This window comes from uncultured Leifsonia sp. (genome assembly GCF_945957465.1).
Classification (GTDB): domain Bacteria; phylum Actinomycetota; class Actinomycetes; order Actinomycetales; family Microbacteriaceae; genus Leifsonia.
Genome location: NZ_CAMFLC010000009.1, coordinates 36,906 through 51,715 on the forward strand (window position 1 = coordinate 36,906; position 14,810 = coordinate 51,715).

Below are 14,810 nucleotides of genomic sequence, written 5' to 3' on the forward strand. Positions count from 1 at the left end.
TGAAGCACGGATACCCTGTCGGCTCCTTCCTGCTCTGGAACTTCAAGCCCGAGACCGCGCAGTCGTACACGTTCTACGAGTTCCTGACGAACTACCACGAGCGCGACAACCTTACGCGGACAAGACAACGGTTCCCTCCGGGCAGCAAGACCCTTCAGCCGATTGGTCAGAGGTACCGGCAGATCGACTCGGGTGTGCAGGCCTCCGGCGACGTCTGTGCTGCGTTCGCGCGGAGCTCGGCGACGCTGGTACGGAGCAGGCGGAGATGCTCAAGCTGCTCGTCGATCTCGACCAGTCGCCGGTCGAGGAGGTCTCGAACATGACCGCACGGCGACCCGCCCGCGTCACGTACTTCGAGGATCTCGGCGGTTTGCGCGAGGGTGAGCCCTGCTGCGCGGGCCCGGTCGATGAACTCGAGCCGCTGCACCGCCTCGTCGCCGTAGTTGCGGTACCCGGCCGGGGTACGCTCCGGAGGTTGGAGCAGCCCGCGCTCCTCGTAATACCGCAGCGTGGACGCCCTCGTCTTCGCCTTCCCCGCGAGTTCTCCGATCCGCATCGTCACCTCCGCCACCGACTTGACCTTCAAGCATACTTTAAGGTCCATTCTTTCAGGAGTGGCCGCATGAGTGGCCGGTTCGAACTTGAGGAGGCATCGTGACACAGCACACAGAGGTTGATCTCGTGGTGATCGGGACGGGCGGGGCGGCGATGTCCGCAGCGATCCACGCGCGCCTCGAGGGGGCCAGCGTGGTCGCTATCGAATCGGGAACCCTCGGCGGTACCTGCGTGAACGTGGGTTGTGTGCCGTCCAAGACGCTTCTCGCGGCCGCGCACACCCGGCACTCCGCCCTCACGAACCCGTTCTCAGGCGCCCCCAGCTCTGCTGGGATGGTCGATCTCAGCGCGCTCATCGAGCAGAAGGATGATCTGGTTGGGATGCTCCGCCAGACCAAGTACGCCGACATCGCCGCTGCCTACGGGTTTGACATCCTCCCGGGCACTGCAACGTTCACAGACGCGGGAACCCTGCTCGTGGATGGACGACCGGTGCGCGCGAAGTCGTATCTCGTCGCCACCGGCGCCGAGCCGCACGTGCCGGCAATCCCTGGGCTTGAGCAGGTTGATTACCTCACGTCGACCACAGCGATGGAACTGACGGAACTGCCCGCGTCGCTCGTGGTGATCGGCGGTGGCTTCGTCGGCCTGGAACAGGCGCAGCTGTTCGCCCGGCTCGGAGTAGAGGTCACCGTCATCGGTCGGCTCGCCCCGCACGCCGAACCGGAACTGTCATCCGAGCTCCGCAAGGCCTTCCTGGCCGAGGGGATCAGCGTCATCGGCGACCGCGCAGCCACGATCACCCAGCACGAGGGCCTGGTCCAGGTGACGACCCGCAACGGGAAGGACGCGACCGGTGAACGTGTCCTCGTTGCCACCGGTCGCACCCCGCGCACCGAAGGGCTCAACCTTCCTGCTGCGGGTATCGCGACCGACGAGCGCGGCTTCGTCATCGTAGACGAGCAGCAGCGGACCACGAACCCGGCTGTGTTCGCCGCCGGTGACGTCACTGACGTGCCCCAGTACGTGTACGTCGCCGCGAGGACTGGGAAGATCGCCGCGCACAACGCCCTGGGTCACGACGAGCGAGTCGACTACACCGGGTTGCCGTCTGTGCTGTTCACCTCACCCCAACTGGCCTCCGCCGGGATCACCGAAGCCAGCGCCATCGCCGCCGGATACCGGTGCGCCTGCCGATTCCTACGACTTTCCGACGTGCCCAGGGCCATCGCCAACCACGACACACGCGGCGGCATCAAGGTCGTCGCCGACGCCGACACCGGCAAAGTCCTCGGTATCCACGCCCTCGCCGACACCGCTGGGGAGATGATGCTCGCCGCAACCTACGCCATCACCGCCGGATTCACCGTCACCCAACTCGCCGACACCTGGGCCCCCTACCTCACCATGGCCGAAGGCATCCGCCTCACCGCGAACCTCTTCCGCAACGAACTCCCCACCTCCTGCTGCGCCTGACACAAGAGCCGGGCCCAGCGATGTGGTGATCCAAGTGATATCCGCGACGCCTTCAACACCGGCACCGACCGCGTGATCGACGCCTACGCGGTCAGCGTGGGCTCAGTTGAGGCAGCGGCGCCGAGCACGTCGTCTGGGCCGCTCACACGCGGAGCGCACCGGGACACTCAGCCGCCAGGTAGCAACCACAGCACGCTGCCATCTACGCAGTCGGCTACGAGTTCAGAGGCCGAAGGCACCACCACTGACGAGGATGAAGATGCCCAGGCCGATGAGCACGATCGGGAACAGGATGTGTTCCCAGCGTTCCAGGAGTTCGGCGATCGGTCGGCGGGTGGCGACGAACTTGCCCAGGCCGACGAGGGCGGCGACCAGGGCGAGGAACACGATGCAGTACGCCACCACGGCCGCTGGGCCCACGCTGAGGAAGACCGGGACGTAGACGCCGATGTTGTCCCCGCCGTTGGCGAAGGTCACCCCGGCCACCGTCCACACCCCAACCTTCTTGCCCTCGACCTTTGCCTCATCGTCATCGTCGGCACCGCGGTTGCGCCAGGCTTGCCACGCAGCCCAAAGTCCCAACCCCAGCGGAATGAGTCCGAAGTAGGGGATGACCTCCGGCGGCAGGAACGCTCCCGCCCCGAGCGTCACCAGCACGGAAGCGCCCAGGATGCCAGCGAACCCGAGGTACTGTCCGACCAGGATTCGGGCGGTGGTCCCGCGCCGGCCCGCGCCTCGGGCGAAGAACAAGGAGAGCACGATGATGTCATCGATGTTCGTGGCGATGAATAGGCCGATCGCCTGCAGGACGGAGGACAGGATCATGCGCCCACCGCCGCGTTACAGCCGCCTGGCGACCCAGCGGTTCCGGCAGCCGCGTGCCGTTGATACTCTGCGACCATCATTGTCCGTTCCTGGTGTGGTTTGGGCCTCGGAGGTAAAGCAGTACGCCCAGGGCGACGCCGAAACCGAGGATGACGTCGGCAAGGTTGCCGATGAACAGGTTGCCGTAGGCGAGGAAGTCGGTGACATGACCGCGGCCGAATCCGGGAGGGGCGAACAGCCGGTCCAGGAGGTTGCCGACTGCGCCGCCCCACACCAGGCCGATCGCGACCGCCCACCCGGCCGATGGAGCGCGCGCGGCGGCGATGAGCAGGGCGATGGACGCCGCGGTCGCGATGACGGTGAGCAGCCACGTTGAATCGGACCCTAAGGACATGACGGTGCCGGGGTTGAACGCGAGCTGTAAGCCGAGCCAGTCTCCCAAGAGCGGGATTGCGGTCATCCTCGCTGAGCTGAGCTGAGCGAGGGCGAGTGCCTTGCTGCCTTGGTCGATCAGCACCGCGCCGGCGGCGACGGCGCACGCGAGCAGGAACCAGCGGAGCCGGACGCGCGCCGCCGCCGGGCCGGCAGAACTCGCTTCCACGGCATCCGCTTTTCCCGGGGAGGGAGCGGAGCCGTCAAGGGGATCGGTCATGCCTTCGTGCGCCGCGCCGCGCGGAGCCCGTTGAGGATGACGACGACTTCAGCGACCTCGTGTACAAGCACGACCGCGGCGAGCCCGAGGACTCCGGTGATCGCGAGCGGCAGCAGCGCCACGATGATCGCGATCGACAACACGACGTTCTGGTTGATGATGTTGCGGCCGCGGCGGGCGTGGGCGAGGGCCTGTGGGATGAGGCGCAGGTCGTGGCCGGTGAACGCGACGTCGGCCGACTCGATCGCAGCATCGGCGCCCTTGGCTCCCATAGCGATCCCCACATCCGCGGCCGCCAGCGCGGGAGCGTCGTTGATGCCGTCCCCGATCATGGCAGTGGGCTGAGACTTCGACAACTTCGCGACGGCGGTGGCCTTGTCCTCGGGGCGCAGCTCGGCGCGCACGTCCCTGATGCCGGCCTGGTCGGCCAGCGCTGCGGCGGTGCGGGCGTTGTCGCCGGTGAGCATCGTCACCCCGATCCCGCGGCGGTTCAGCGTGGCGATGACCTCGGGAACCTCTGGGCGCAGTTCGTCACGCACCCCGATCGCCCCGGCCGGCTGGTCGCCTCGGTGCACGATGACGACGGTCATCCCCTCGGACTCCATCGCCCGCACCTGGTCGGCCAGTGATCCGGCATCCAGCCAGCGGGGGCTACCGACGGCGAGACGGGCACTACCGAGCGTGCCGGTGATGCCGCGCCCGGCGGTCTCGGTGACGTCGTGCGCGGTCGGGGCGTCGGGGACGGCCTTCGTGATCGCGGCGGCCAGCGGGTGCGTGCTGTGACCTTCCAGGCTCGCCGCCCACGCCAGCACCTCATTCTCGGTCGCGCCGGTGGTGACGACGCGGGTCACCGTGGGCTCGTTGCGGGTCAGCGTGCCGGTCTTGTCGACGGCGAGGTGGCGGATGCCGCCGAACCGCTCGAACGCGGCCCCGGACTTCACGACCACACCGAACTTCGACGCCGCGCCGATCGCGGAAACAACGGTGACCGGGACGGCGATCGCCAGCGCGCACGGCGAGGCTGCGACCAGCACCACCAGAGCGCGGGTGATCCACAGCTCAGGGTCGCCGCTCAACAGCGACCCAAGCACGCCGACCAGCACGGCGAGGATCATCACGCCGGGCACCAGCGGGCGGGCGATCCGGTCGGCCAGGCGGGCACGGTCGCCCTTCTCGGCCTGCGCCTGCTCGACCAGCTCCACGATGGTGGTGAGCGAGTTGTCGGTGCCGGCGGCGGTGGCCTCGACCTCGAGCACGCCGGTGGTGTTGATTGACCCGGCCGAGACGTCGGTGCCCGGTTCGACCTCGACCGGGATCGATTCACCCGTGATCGCGGACGTGTCCAGGCTGCTTCGCCCGGCCCGCACGGTGCCGTCGGTGGCGATCCGTTCGCCCGGCCGGACCACCAGGACATCCCCGACGCGCAGCTCCTTCGCCTCGACCTCGGCGGTGGCGTCGCCGCGCTTGACGAGTGCGGTGTCGGGCACGAGCTTCAACAGCGCCCGCAACCCTGCGCGGGCGCGGTCCATCGCCTTGTCCTCCAGCGCCTCCGCAATGGAGTACAGGAATGCCAGCGCGGCGGCCTCCTCGACGTAGCCGAGGATCACCGCGCCGGTCGCGCTGATCGTCATCAGCAGCCCGATGCCGAACTTGCCCTTGGTGAACAGCTTGCGCAGCGCGCCCGGCACGAACGTGTAAGCGCCCAGCAGCAGGCCGATCCAGAACAGCACCAGGCCCGCGGTCTCCGCGCCGGTCCACTCGCACACCAGGCCGGCGGCGAACGCGACGCCGGAGGCGATCGGGATCAGAACGCTCGGGCTCCGATACCACGGCCGGTCATCGTCATCATCGTGGTCGTCGAGGTCGACGTGCTCGACCTGCGAACCTGTGACCGCGCTCACGCCCGCACCTCCCCCGCCTGGCAACCCTCGACCCCGCAGTCCGGGTCCATGCACGGCACGCTCTCGTCGACCGCAAGCGTGACATCCACCAGCGCCGTCAGCGCGCGGGCCAGGTGCGGGTCTGCCACCTCGTAGCGGGTCTGTCGGCCCTCGGGCTCGGCCACCACGATCCCGCACCCGCGCAGGCATGTCAGATGGTTCGACACGTTCGAGCGCGACAACCCCAGCTCGCGGGACAGCACCGCCGGGTAGCTCGGCCCGGCCAGCAGGGTCAGCAGAATGCGGGAGCGGGTCGGGTCGGCCATAGCTCGGCCGAGCCGGTTCATCACGTCGAGTCGATCGGAAATAGTCAGCATACGATGACTATACACTGTACGATGTATATTCGGCGCCAGGTGTCCTCACGAGCGGCGAGTCAGTTGACAGCTCCCTACCAGCGAGCGTGGCGAAGTGCTCGAAGATCCGTCGTGGAGAATATGTCCCGTTCCTCGGTGCCGGCGTCCCGCTCGATTAAGGTCGACGACTACTTGGCCGCCGCATGCCTGCTGCCGAACCTTCAGTTGCTGGGTGGGGCCGCCAACATCGAGAAGCAGGATGGACTGCCTGCGGAGTGGATGGACACCGCCTTCCCGAGCGAGAACAAGCGAGCTACGTACCTTGCCGAGGACGACCTCGACGGCCTTCCGCTCGACTTGGCCGACTTCACCTCGTTCTTCGAGCAGCGCAAGCAGCGAGTCCGGGTCCGCCTGCTCGCCGCTCTGGGAACGACACCGGGAGCACCGGAGGACGCCGCTCTCGCGTAGCCCACGTTCACGCGGCGAGCAGTGACAGCGCGGACACAGCCTGGAGGGGTAGCACTCCGTTGCCGAGGGCGGTGATCTGTTGATTCTGCGTCAGGTCGCCGCTATCGGTGACCCATCCAGTCGGCAGGCCCATGAGCCATTCGACGAATGCCGGTGCTGGGCGGGGGCCGTCGGCGTCGTTCAGGAGGGCTGGCGCTTGCGCGGGTCGCCCGGTGATGTGTTCCCAACGAGTGATGGCGTCGGCGTAGCGTCCCCATCGCTGAACAGTCCGTCGATCAGCGACCACAGCGTCTCCGATTCGGCTCTCCTGTTCGATGAGCCACCCGGTCCGTGGAGGGCGAAGTCGATGATCTGGTGCGACAGCGCAATCGTCCCTCGTCTCGCTCGCACCTGGTCGAGAGTCTCTCCACCGCGCGATGAGTCCGTCGCCAGCGGGGTGCGGAACAGTGCGCCGGGCGAGGGCGAAGATGCGGAAGCGTTGGTGAGGAGCGCCGACAAGGGAAGCCGGTAAGCCGATCCATCCTGCATCCAGCCGCAAGTCGGCCAGATCGCCGAGAACGGCGCCGAGAGCCCGAAGAGGTCGAGTTGCGTAGTCTCCCAGATGCCACGGGTCGGGTTCCACGTTGCGAAGGGTTGCGCCGTCGGGGGATGCATCGCCTGGGTTGCGTCGGTCATGGTTATCTCCTTCTGCGGATGGCCGCGTCGCGGGTGAGGACAGCAGCCCGCGGACGTTCTCGATGACGACCCATTCGGGCTGGAGCGCGTCGATGGCTACGGCCATGTGCGCCCAGAGACCCGAGCGCGTACCCGGAGCAAGGCCGGCGCGCTTGCCTACCGTGGAAACGTCTTGGCACGGGAATCCGCCGATGAGGATGTCCACGGGCTCGACCTGACTCCAGTCGATGGCCGTGATGTCGCCAAGATTCGGAGCTTCGGGCCAGTGGTGCGAGAAGACGCGGGCGACGGGCGCGTTGAGTTCGGAGAACCACACGGTCGTGGCGTTGAATACGTGCTCGACGGCGAGGTCGAGGCCGCCGTAGCCGCTGAACAGCGACCCGATCCTGAGTCGTGGTTCGCCGCTGATGTCGAGGTCGTGCATAAAGTCTGCTCCGGTGAAGGTCGTCCCCGGCATCCGTGCCTCGTTGAGCACTGATGCCGAGCTGGCCAACTGTCAGGTGCACAACTCCGGCACGCCCGCAGCTCGTCGAGCCACGCGAGCGACACCGCCCGACGCCCCCATCTCCGGCCTTCGCTCTGACCGCCATCCGAGGTCACACGCGTCTTGCAGATCGAGGTAGCCGGGCATTACCGCGGCAGAGGTCACCGGGTGAGGGTGCTCACCTGCCCGGCAGGAGCGGAGGTGAGCATGACGGTTTCGATGCGCGTGATGTCGGCAGGTGACGGCTATAAGTACCTGCTCAAGACCGTCGCGGCAGCCGACGGCAACAGGCCGCTCTCGACGCCACTCACTCGCTACTACATGGAAGTAGGCACCCCGCCCGGCCGCTGGGTCGGCGCGGGCGTAGCGGCCCTCGGCAAGGGCGAGATTCAGTTGGGCGACCGAGTATCAGAACACCAACTCCAGCTACTGATGGGGACTGGCCATGATCCGATCACCGACCAGCCGCTCGGTCGTTCCTTCCCGACCTACAGGAGCCAGGCGGAGCGGATCGAGGCGCGCATCGCCGACCTCGAACCGACGATGACGCCTGGCGCCAAGGGCGAGGCCGTCGCGCAGATCGTTGCCGAGGAGACTGCCCGGAGCACACGACGCGCGGTAGCTGGCTTCGACTTCACCTTCTCGATCCCGAAGTCCGCGTCAGTGTTGTGGGCGGTCGCAGACGCCGGGGTCCAAGCGCTGATCGCGGAGGCGCATCATCGAGCGGTTGCGGAGGTGGCTGCGTTCATGGAACGCGAGGTTGCAGCCACCCGCACGGGCGCAACCGCCGGAGATGGCGCGGTTGCGCAGGTCGATGTCACCGGACTCATCGCGACCGCATTCGATCACTTCGACTCCCGCGCCGGCGACCCCCACCTCCACACGCACGTCGTCATCAGCAACAAGGCCAAGACCGTCCTCGACGGGAAGTGGCGCTCGCTTGACGGCAGACCGATGCACGCCGCCGTCGTGGCGCTCTCCGAACTACACGAAGCCGTGTTCGCCGACCACATGACGCGCACCTTCGGCCTCTCCTGGGAAGCGCGCGAGATGGGCCGTGACCGGAACCCAGCATGGGCGATCACGGGAGTCCCAGAAGAACTGGTCACAGAGTTCTCTACCCGCGCCCGCCACATCGACGCCGAGAAGAACCGGCTCATCGACGAGTACGTCGCTCAACACGGACGCCAACCATCGAACGCAACAATCCTCAAACTGCGAGCCCAAGCCACACTCGCGACCCGCCCAGAGAAGCAGGTCCGATCCTTGGCTGACCTGACCGCCGAGTGGCGGGACCGCGCCACGAAGACGCTCGGCCGGGACGCGACGACGTGGGCACGCGAGGTCACCGACAACGACAAGCCGCTCCTGCTGCGCGCCGATGACGTGCCGCTCGACGTGATTGGCGAGTTGGGGCGTTCGGTCGTCGAGGTGGTCGGTGAGAAGCGCTCGACCTGGCGGCGATGGAATCTCATGGCCGAGGCATCCCGGCAGACGATGGGCTGGCGCTTCGCCACCATGCAAGACCGGGAAGCCATCGTCGCGATGACCGCCGACGCCGCCGAACTCGTCTCGCTCCGGCTGACTCCGCCTGAACTCGCAGCCTCTCCGGTCGTGTTCCGCCGGCCCGACGGCAGCTCGGTGTTCCGACCGAAGAGCTCGACCGTGTTCACCTCCGAGACCCAGCTCGCGGCCGAGGACAGACTCCTCGAACGAGCGGCGAACTTGGCCGGTCCGACAGTGCCTCTCGCAACCGTTGAGACGATCACGCGCAGTCCTGACGCAGACGGCCGGATGCTCGGCGACGACCAAGCCGACGCCCTGACCCGCATCGCGGTATCAGGACGCCTCCTCGATGTTCTCGTCGGCCCCGCCGGGGCGGGCAAGACCACCGCCATGAACGCACTCCGCCGCGCCTGGGAGGCCGAGCATGGCTCCGGGTCCGTCGTCGGGCTGGCGCCGTCAGCGGTCGCAGCCCAGGTCCTCGCCGACGATCTCGGGATCGCGACGGAGAACACGGCGAAGTGGTGGCAGAACCACCTCCTCCACGGCACCACCTTCGAGGCGGGCCAACTCGTCATCATCGACGAAGCCTCCCTCGCCGGCACCCTGTCCCTGGACCGCATCACCCACCTCGCCCAGAACGCGGGCGCGAAGGTACTCCTGGTCGGCGACTACGCCCAACTGCAATCCGTAGACGCCGGCGGCGCGTTCGCGATGATCGCCAGAGACAGAGCCGACACCCCCGAACTTGTCGACGTTCACCGCTTCACCCACGCCTGGGAGAAGACCGCCTCACTCGAACTACGCCAGGGACGAACCCAAGCCATCGACACCTACCTCGTCCATGAGCGCATCACAGATGGCGACGGCGAGGCCATGACAGAGGCCGCCTACAACGCCTGGCGCGCCGACCGCGACGCGGGACTGGTGTCTGTGATGATCGCCGAGACCCATGAAGACGTGACCGCACTGAACCGGCGCGCCCGCGCCGACCTGATCCTCAACAAGACGCTGAACCCCGACCGCGAAGTCGAACTGCGCGACGGCACCGCCGCAGGCGTCGGCGACACCATCATCACGCGACTCAACAACCGGAGCCTGCGCACCCTGGCCGGGCGGGACTGGGTGCGCAACGGCGACATCTGGACCGTAACCGCCGTCGGTGACGACGGGACCATCACCATCGCACGCGACTACGGGACCGGCACCTCGATCCGCGACGACGGAACCATCAGGGCTGGCAGGCGCGCGCGCAGGTTCGGCGGCGGCATCGTCCTCCCCGCTGCGTATGTGGCTGAGCATGTCGATCTCGGCTAGCCGAGGTTCTGTAAACGCACCTACCTCTCACACGAGTAGGAAGGTGGGCCGGAACATGGGTCACAACGAGCAGCAGAGACAGGCCACGGAGCCGTTGCGGGCGGTGGTGTACGTGAGGATCAGTGACGACCCCGAGGGTACGGAGCGGGGTGTGGATCGGCAAGAGGCGGACTGTCGCGCTTACGCTGCCGCTCACGGGTGGGAGGTCAGCGCGGTGTTCCGCGAGAATGACACGTCGGCGTTCAAGCAGCGCACGATTACGTTGCCGTCTGGTGAGCGGGTGCGGCGGGTGGTCCGCCCGCAGTTCCGCGCGATGGATCCGCATCGACACCATAGTGCCAAGTCAGGTGCACTCCCGGGATGCGTTCCATTGGTGAAACCGAGCTGCTGCGAGACAACCTACGTCGATGATTTGTACAGCCGCAGCTGACCCGATGCCGCTCGTGGTCGAGCACGTCGGATCGATTCAGAACGACTTATACTTGGCCAGAACCCGCAGTCTTGTTAGGAGCCAGATGTCCCCAGTCCGCCCTGCGTTCCCAATCACGTGGGAACAGGAACTGACCGGCTACTCATGGGAGTTGCAGACAACCGGTGGATCGGACGCAGCCGTTTTTCGGTTGACGTCTCCAGACGGAGACGTCCTCTTTGTTAAGACGGAACCAGTCAGATGTTTGGGCGAACTCCCGGGTGAGGCGGCGCGCCTGAGATGGCTGACGACAACGGGAGTGCCCTGTGCCCGCGTGCTCGACGAAATCACTTCTACAGGGCGGCATTGGTTGTTGCTCGACGACGTTCCCGGCAACGACCTGTCCTCCGCTCCGATTGAACCTGCGGCAAAGGCCCGGATCGCGGCTAAGGCGTTGCGCCGGCTGCACACTCTGATGACGGACAGCTGCCCTTTCGACCACCGTGTCTCTCACCGCATCGAGCAGGCCCGTGCCCGTTGGGAGGCGGGCCTAGTCGACACTAATGATTTCGACGATGAACACCGTGACCGCGACCCAAGCGAACTGCTCGCGATGCTTCAAGGGCTTCGTCCCGTTCATGAAGATCTCGTTGTTACGCATGGGGATGCATGCCTGTCCAACTTGATTGTGGACGAGGACCGCTTCTCTGGCTTCATCGACTGCGGGCGGTTGGGAGTTGCCGACCGTCACCAGGACCTCGCGCTAGCAACGCGGGACATAGCCGAGCAACTCGGCCAATCATGGGTGCCCTTATTCCTCGACCAGTATGGGATCGAGGACCTCGACCCGGCACGGACACGGTTCTACCGGCTCATGGACGAGTTCTTCTGAGGGTTCGCTGCAAAAACAAGCCGATCCAGACGCGGCTACTTCTGCTCGCGCACGGGGCACCTTACTTCGCGTAGTAGTGGATCAGCGGCGTCGAGAGCCAGCGCGGTCGGCGTCTGCGGCCGCGAACGAGTACAGAAGGTACTTGTAGCCGTCGCCGGCGCTCATCATCCGCATCGAGACCGTCATGCGCAGTAGGTGAGCGAACATCGCGCGCTGCTTTGCCGTCATTGCGGAAGATCTTGAGCGCACGCGACGGGTACAAGTACCTACTGCCCATCGTCGCGGCCGTCGACGATGACAGGTCGTTGTCGACTGCTCTGGCGTGCTGCTACGCGGAGGCGGGGACGCCGCCCCCCGCCGCTGGTCTCGCCCACAATCTACGCCCCGCGTATCCGGTGACATCAGTAGGCTGGAACTGCGCACAGGCCAACATTCACAGGTGAGTGCGTTTACCGAACCTCGGCTACGCAGTCACCGCCTACCGCGCCCAAGGCGTCACGACCGACACCGCGCACGTGCTGGTCGAACCGACCTCGACGAGGGAGACCTTCTACGTCGCGATGACCCGAGGCCGGCACTCGAACCACGCCTACGTGACTCTCGACCGCGCCGACGACCACGCGCAGCCACACCCCGGCGACGACCCGCATGCCACTGCGCGAAGCGTGCTCTACGGCATTCTGCAGCACAGAGCGGCCGAACTCTCGGCGCACGAGACCATCGTGGCCGAGCAGGAGCAGTGGGGCTCCATCGCGCAGCTCGCCGCCGAGTACGAGACCATCGTCGCCGCTGCCCAGCACGACCGTTGGGCCGCTCTCGTCCGCGGCTCCGGGCTTACCGCGGAACAGGCCGAGAGCGCCGTCGAGTCCGATGCGTTCGGCCCGCTCGCGGCTGAACTCCGCCGTGCCGAAGCCAACCATCACAATGTCGATGCGCTCCTCCCGCGCCTCGTGGCCGCGCGCGGATTCGGCGACGCCGACGACATCGCCGCCGTTCTCCACTACCGGGTCGAGCGGGCGACCGCGCGTCCCGCAGGCTCCGGCAGGACACGCAAGCCAGCGCGACTCATCGCCGGCCTCATCCCGCAGGCGCATGGCATCATCGACGCCGAGATGCGAGCAGCCCTTGACGAGCGAGAAGCGCTGATCGAGGCCCGTGCCGACGCCGTACTCGAAGCTGCGCTGACCGAGAGTGCACCGTGGACGAACGCCCTTGGAGCGCCTCCCGCCGACCGACGACGAGCCACAGCGTGGCGCAAGGCCGCACGCGTGATCGCCGCATACCGCGACCGCTACCGCGTCACCGACGACGCACCCCTCGGCACCCCGCCCGAGTCCGCCGCGCAGAAGATCGACGCCGCCCGAGCACGAACTGCCCTCGATCGAGTTCGTGGCTTCATCGCTGAGGTGAGCGAAGTACCGCAGCATTCACAGGGACGCTATGGCGCCGAGCGCTCACTCTGAAGCGCGCCGACTGCCGTAGTCAACACGCATCCGGGAGAAGCACCTCTTCGATCACCCCTGCGCTTGCAGACGTACGTACACGAAGGGTAGGCACGTACCTTGCGCGGTGATCTTCACCAGTGATGGGATCGGAGTCATCCCACTCGTGGACGACCACGCGCAGGGTATTGGTGAGCCTCCCGATGAGCAGCGCAAGTGGGAACGGGCACCGTAGCAGGAGGTGCACCTCGGCGTTGGAGTTGTCGTTCGACAGGGCACGAATGTGCGCGGCAACGTCGGCGGCGATCAGGCCTGCATCAGAGGGGTCGAGTAGCGTGCCGCTCGCACTTGTGAGATGACGCCAAGCCGCGAGAAACGGTTCGTGGGCTTCGATGTACCGAACGAAGGCGGTGTCGCTGCGTTGCGGCAGGAGATCGACATAGACGGCTACGGAGGGCCGGCCGGCTGTGATCGCCGAAGGACTTCGCCCCTCTCCTGCGACTTGTACTTGTGGTTGGGCGATGAACCGCGCTTCACCATCGCTCGCCCAAGTGGCGCCCTGTTGGTCAATCACGTCCATGTGTCCGATACGAGACGATGGCAGGGCAGCCCCGACTGCGAAGGCCACGGAGAGATGAGCCCCTCCAGCGACACGTAGGCGATGTGCCCCAGAACGGGTCACTGCATCGGGGAGGAGACCGATGGTGTCCTTGAGGTCTTGGAGTCCGCCGACGCTCGGAAGCCGCTCATGAACAGAGGGTCGGAGCCGGATGTCCAGTTCGTCGCCGGTCCGGTCATAGACCTGTGGCGTGTTTCGAGTCTGGAGGCTCAGATGGAACGTTTGGTCGGTTACCTCGATTCGCTCGCGAAGAGACGCGATTCGGTGCCAGACGAAACCACGGATCAATGCGAGCAGACCGTTGCGTTCAGCGGGCTGCTGATCTACACCGCTCAAGGTGCCGGGACGAAGTTCCAGAAGACGGTCGGGAGCGTTGTAATCTGTTCCGCCGTCTTCTGTCTTCACCGAGTTGGTGATGCCGAGTGCAAACACTTCGTGGTCGGCATGTAGGTCGAGGAGTTGGGGTGCTTCCAGCGTCTTCACAACTCTGCTGTTCACCACGTCTGGTGTTGTCACGAGAACGCCGCCGGAGATGCCGGCCGCTATCGCTTGCTTGAGTCGCGCCTCGGTATCGCCTGGTGGCAGATCGTCTCGGTCCCGCCAGACAGGGATGCCGGCGGCGCGGAAGAGCCAGGCGAGTTCCGCAGCAACATCCGTGCCATCGTTCTGGCGGTAGGAGATGAAGATAGGGTCTGCGGGATCAGGAGTGGCGGAATCGGATGTCATGGCGTCTCCTTGTGTTCGTCGGGTATGGAGGCGGCGCGCTTCGCCGCGTCACTGGCATAGGGGCTGTCTCTAGCAGGCGCAGGAGGCAGCCTCTCGGGTACCACCGCCCAGATTCGGTCCCGTTGGATGAGCCAGGTTGCAGCGAGCACTCGTGCCGATGAATCGAACCCAGCGACTATGGCGACGAACCGATCAAACCCCAGGTCGGGGTCGCGCAGATGGCGCATGTAGGACTGGAGATCGACCTCGCTCGGGAAGAGTGTTCCGGTCGGGTGGGTATGCCATTCGCCTATCCACTGGCTATGGTCCTCCAACCAGGCTGAGTCCGCGAGATGCCGGGCGTGGTCGAGGTCTCGCATAAAGGTGCGTTCGCCGCGGGTGGCGTTGGGTCCGGGTCCGCCGGCGTGTCGGATGCCGATCCCATCAGTCGCGTCGTATCCGAGCAGGATGCCGCCAGTCTCGAACCCATCGATGGATCGCGAAGCTTCGCGCGCGATTGAGCTGAGCGCGACGTCAGTGATCGTCACCGGA

The 14,810-nt window shown here is 66.4% G+C and carries 14 protein-coding genes and 1 pseudogene; 6 read left to right on the forward strand and 9 right to left on the reverse strand.

Annotation, left to right across the window (positions count from 1 at the left end; genetic code table 11):
* Nucleotides 1-166: 166 nt before the first annotated feature.
* Nucleotides 167-556, reverse strand: a complete 390-nt coding sequence (locus tag Q0Q23_RS06660; RefSeq protein WP_188551966.1) for a heavy metal-responsive transcriptional regulator — start codon at nt 554-556, stop codon at nt 167-169.
* Nucleotides 557-651: 95 nt separating this feature from the next.
* Here Q0Q23_RS06660 and merA point away from each other — a divergent pair, with 95 nt between their 5' ends.
* Nucleotides 652-2,031 (forward strand): mercury(II) reductase, encoded by a 1,380-nt coding sequence (gene merA, locus Q0Q23_RS06665; RefSeq protein ID WP_198519550.1) that lies wholly within the window; start codon nt 652-654, stop codon nt 2,029-2,031.
* A 222-nt stretch (nt 2,032-2,253) separates the two neighbouring features.
* Here the strand turns inward: merA and Q0Q23_RS06670 are convergent, their stop codons facing one another.
* The 4 genes from Q0Q23_RS06670 to Q0Q23_RS06685 form a co-directional block, all read right to left on the reverse strand.
* Complete coding sequence (locus Q0Q23_RS06670; protein ID WP_100810821.1) at nt 2,254-2,856, reverse strand: cadmium resistance transporter; 603 nt, start codon at nt 2,854-2,856, stop codon at nt 2,254-2,256.
* Between the two features lie 76 nt (nt 2,857-2,932).
* Nucleotides 2,933-3,457: a signal peptidase II gene (locus Q0Q23_RS06675; protein ID WP_236021811.1), complete on the reverse strand. Its 525-nt coding sequence runs from the start codon at nt 3,455-3,457 to the stop codon at nt 2,933-2,935.
* A gap of 47 nt (nt 3,458-3,504) precedes the next feature.
* Complete coding sequence (locus Q0Q23_RS06680; RefSeq protein ID WP_100810823.1) at nt 3,505-5,409, reverse strand: cation-translocating P-type ATPase; 1,905 nt, start codon at nt 5,407-5,409, stop codon at nt 3,505-3,507.
* Nucleotides 5,406-5,765, reverse strand: a complete 360-nt coding sequence (locus tag Q0Q23_RS06685) for a helix-turn-helix transcriptional regulator (protein ID WP_026926287.1) — start codon at nt 5,763-5,765, stop codon at nt 5,406-5,408. Before Q0Q23_RS06685 ends, Q0Q23_RS06680 begins: the two co-directional genes overlap by 4 nt.
* A gap of 111 nt (nt 5,766-5,876) precedes the next feature.
* Here Q0Q23_RS06685 and Q0Q23_RS06690 point away from each other — a divergent pair, with 111 nt between their 5' ends.
* Complete coding sequence (locus tag Q0Q23_RS06690; protein WP_146048015.1) at nt 5,877-6,212, forward strand: hypothetical protein; 336 nt, start codon at nt 5,877-5,879, stop codon at nt 6,210-6,212.
* Between the two features lie 7 nt (nt 6,213-6,219).
* Here the strand turns inward: Q0Q23_RS06690 and Q0Q23_RS06695 are convergent, their stop codons facing one another.
* Nucleotides 6,220-7,344 (reverse strand): DNA cytosine methyltransferase, encoded by a 1,125-nt coding sequence (locus tag Q0Q23_RS06695; RefSeq protein ID WP_229745258.1) that lies wholly within the window; start codon nt 7,342-7,344, stop codon nt 6,220-6,222.
* A gap of 234 nt (nt 7,345-7,578) precedes the next feature.
* Here Q0Q23_RS06695 and mobF point away from each other — a divergent pair, with 234 nt between their 5' ends.
* The 3 genes from mobF (at nt 7,579) to Q0Q23_RS06710 (ending at nt 11,492) form a co-directional block, all read left to right on the forward strand.
* Nucleotides 7,579-10,191 carry a MobF family relaxase gene (mobF, locus tag Q0Q23_RS06700; RefSeq protein WP_295121232.1) on the forward strand — a complete coding sequence of 871 codons (2,613 nt, stop codon included), beginning with the start codon at nt 7,579-7,581 and terminating at the stop codon, nt 10,189-10,191.
* Nucleotides 10,192-10,246: 55 nt separating this feature from the next.
* Complete coding sequence (locus tag Q0Q23_RS06705) at nt 10,247-10,621, forward strand: recombinase family protein (RefSeq protein WP_295121235.1); 375 nt, start codon at nt 10,247-10,249, stop codon at nt 10,619-10,621.
* An 85-nt stretch (nt 10,622-10,706) separates the two neighbouring features.
* Nucleotides 10,707-11,492 carry an APH(3')-II family aminoglycoside O-phosphotransferase gene (locus Q0Q23_RS06710; RefSeq protein ID WP_257057461.1) on the forward strand — a complete coding sequence of 262 codons (786 nt, stop codon included), beginning with the start codon at nt 10,707-10,709 and terminating at the stop codon, nt 11,490-11,492.
* A gap of 81 nt (nt 11,493-11,573) precedes the next feature.
* Here Q0Q23_RS06710 and Q0Q23_RS06715 read toward each other — a convergent pair whose 3' ends face one another.
* Nucleotides 11,574-11,699 carry a hypothetical protein gene (locus Q0Q23_RS06715; RefSeq protein WP_295121241.1) on the reverse strand — a complete coding sequence of 42 codons (126 nt, stop codon included), beginning with the start codon at nt 11,697-11,699 and terminating at the stop codon, nt 11,574-11,576.
* A 248-nt stretch (nt 11,700-11,947) separates the two neighbouring features.
* On the opposite strand from Q0Q23_RS06715, the pseudogene Q0Q23_RS06720 reads away from it, so the two are divergent.
* A pseudogene (locus Q0Q23_RS06720) lies at nt 11,948-12,955 on the forward strand (helicase C-terminal domain-containing protein); the annotation flags it as partial.
* A gap of 19 nt (nt 12,956-12,974) precedes the next feature.
* Here the strand turns inward: Q0Q23_RS06720 and Q0Q23_RS06725 are convergent.
* Together Q0Q23_RS06725 and Q0Q23_RS06730 are read right to left on the reverse strand one after the other, a co-directional pair.
* Nucleotides 12,975-14,279, reverse strand: coding sequence for an SAVED domain-containing protein (locus tag Q0Q23_RS06725; RefSeq protein ID WP_295121244.1), 1,305 nt, complete (start codon nt 14,277-14,279; stop codon nt 12,975-12,977).
* Complete coding sequence (locus Q0Q23_RS06730) at nt 14,276-14,806, reverse strand: Mov34/MPN/PAD-1 family protein (protein ID WP_295121247.1); 531 nt, start codon at nt 14,804-14,806, stop codon at nt 14,276-14,278. Before Q0Q23_RS06730 ends, Q0Q23_RS06725 begins: the two co-directional genes overlap by 4 nt.
* Nucleotides 14,807-14,810 lie beyond the last annotated feature (4 nt).

What these genes read in the sequence shown, in the direction of transcription:
- Q0Q23_RS06660 (WP_188551966.1), bottom strand. Translation starts at nt 556, where the DNA reads ATGCGGATCGGAGAACTCGCGGGGAAGGCGAAGACGAGGGCGTCCACG.
- Q0Q23_RS06670 (WP_100810821.1), bottom strand. Translation starts at nt 2,856, where the DNA reads ATGATCCTGTCCTCCGTCCTGCAGGCGATCGGCCTATTCATCGCCACG.
- Q0Q23_RS06685 (WP_026926287.1), bottom strand. Translation starts at nt 5,765, where the DNA reads ATGCTGACTATTTCCGATCGACTCGACGTGATGAACCGGCTCGGCCGA.
- Q0Q23_RS06695 (WP_229745258.1), bottom strand. Translation starts at nt 7,344, where the DNA reads ATGCCGGGGACGACCTTCACCGGAGCAGACTTTATGCACGACCTCGAC.
- mobF (WP_295121232.1), top strand. Translation starts at nt 7,579, where the DNA reads ATGACGGTTTCGATGCGCGTGATGTCGGCAGGTGACGGCTATAAGTAC.
- Q0Q23_RS06705 (WP_295121235.1), top strand. Translation starts at nt 10,247, where the DNA reads ATGGGTCACAACGAGCAGCAGAGACAGGCCACGGAGCCGTTGCGGGCG.
- Q0Q23_RS06710 (WP_257057461.1), top strand. Translation starts at nt 10,707, where the DNA reads ATGTCCCCAGTCCGCCCTGCGTTCCCAATCACGTGGGAACAGGAACTG.
- Q0Q23_RS06715 (WP_295121241.1), bottom strand. Translation starts at nt 11,699, where the DNA reads ATGTTCGCTCACCTACTGCGCATGACGGTCTCGATGCGGATGATGAGC.
- Q0Q23_RS06725 (WP_295121244.1), bottom strand. Translation starts at nt 14,279, where the DNA reads ATGACATCCGATTCCGCCACTCCTGATCCCGCAGACCCTATCTTCATC.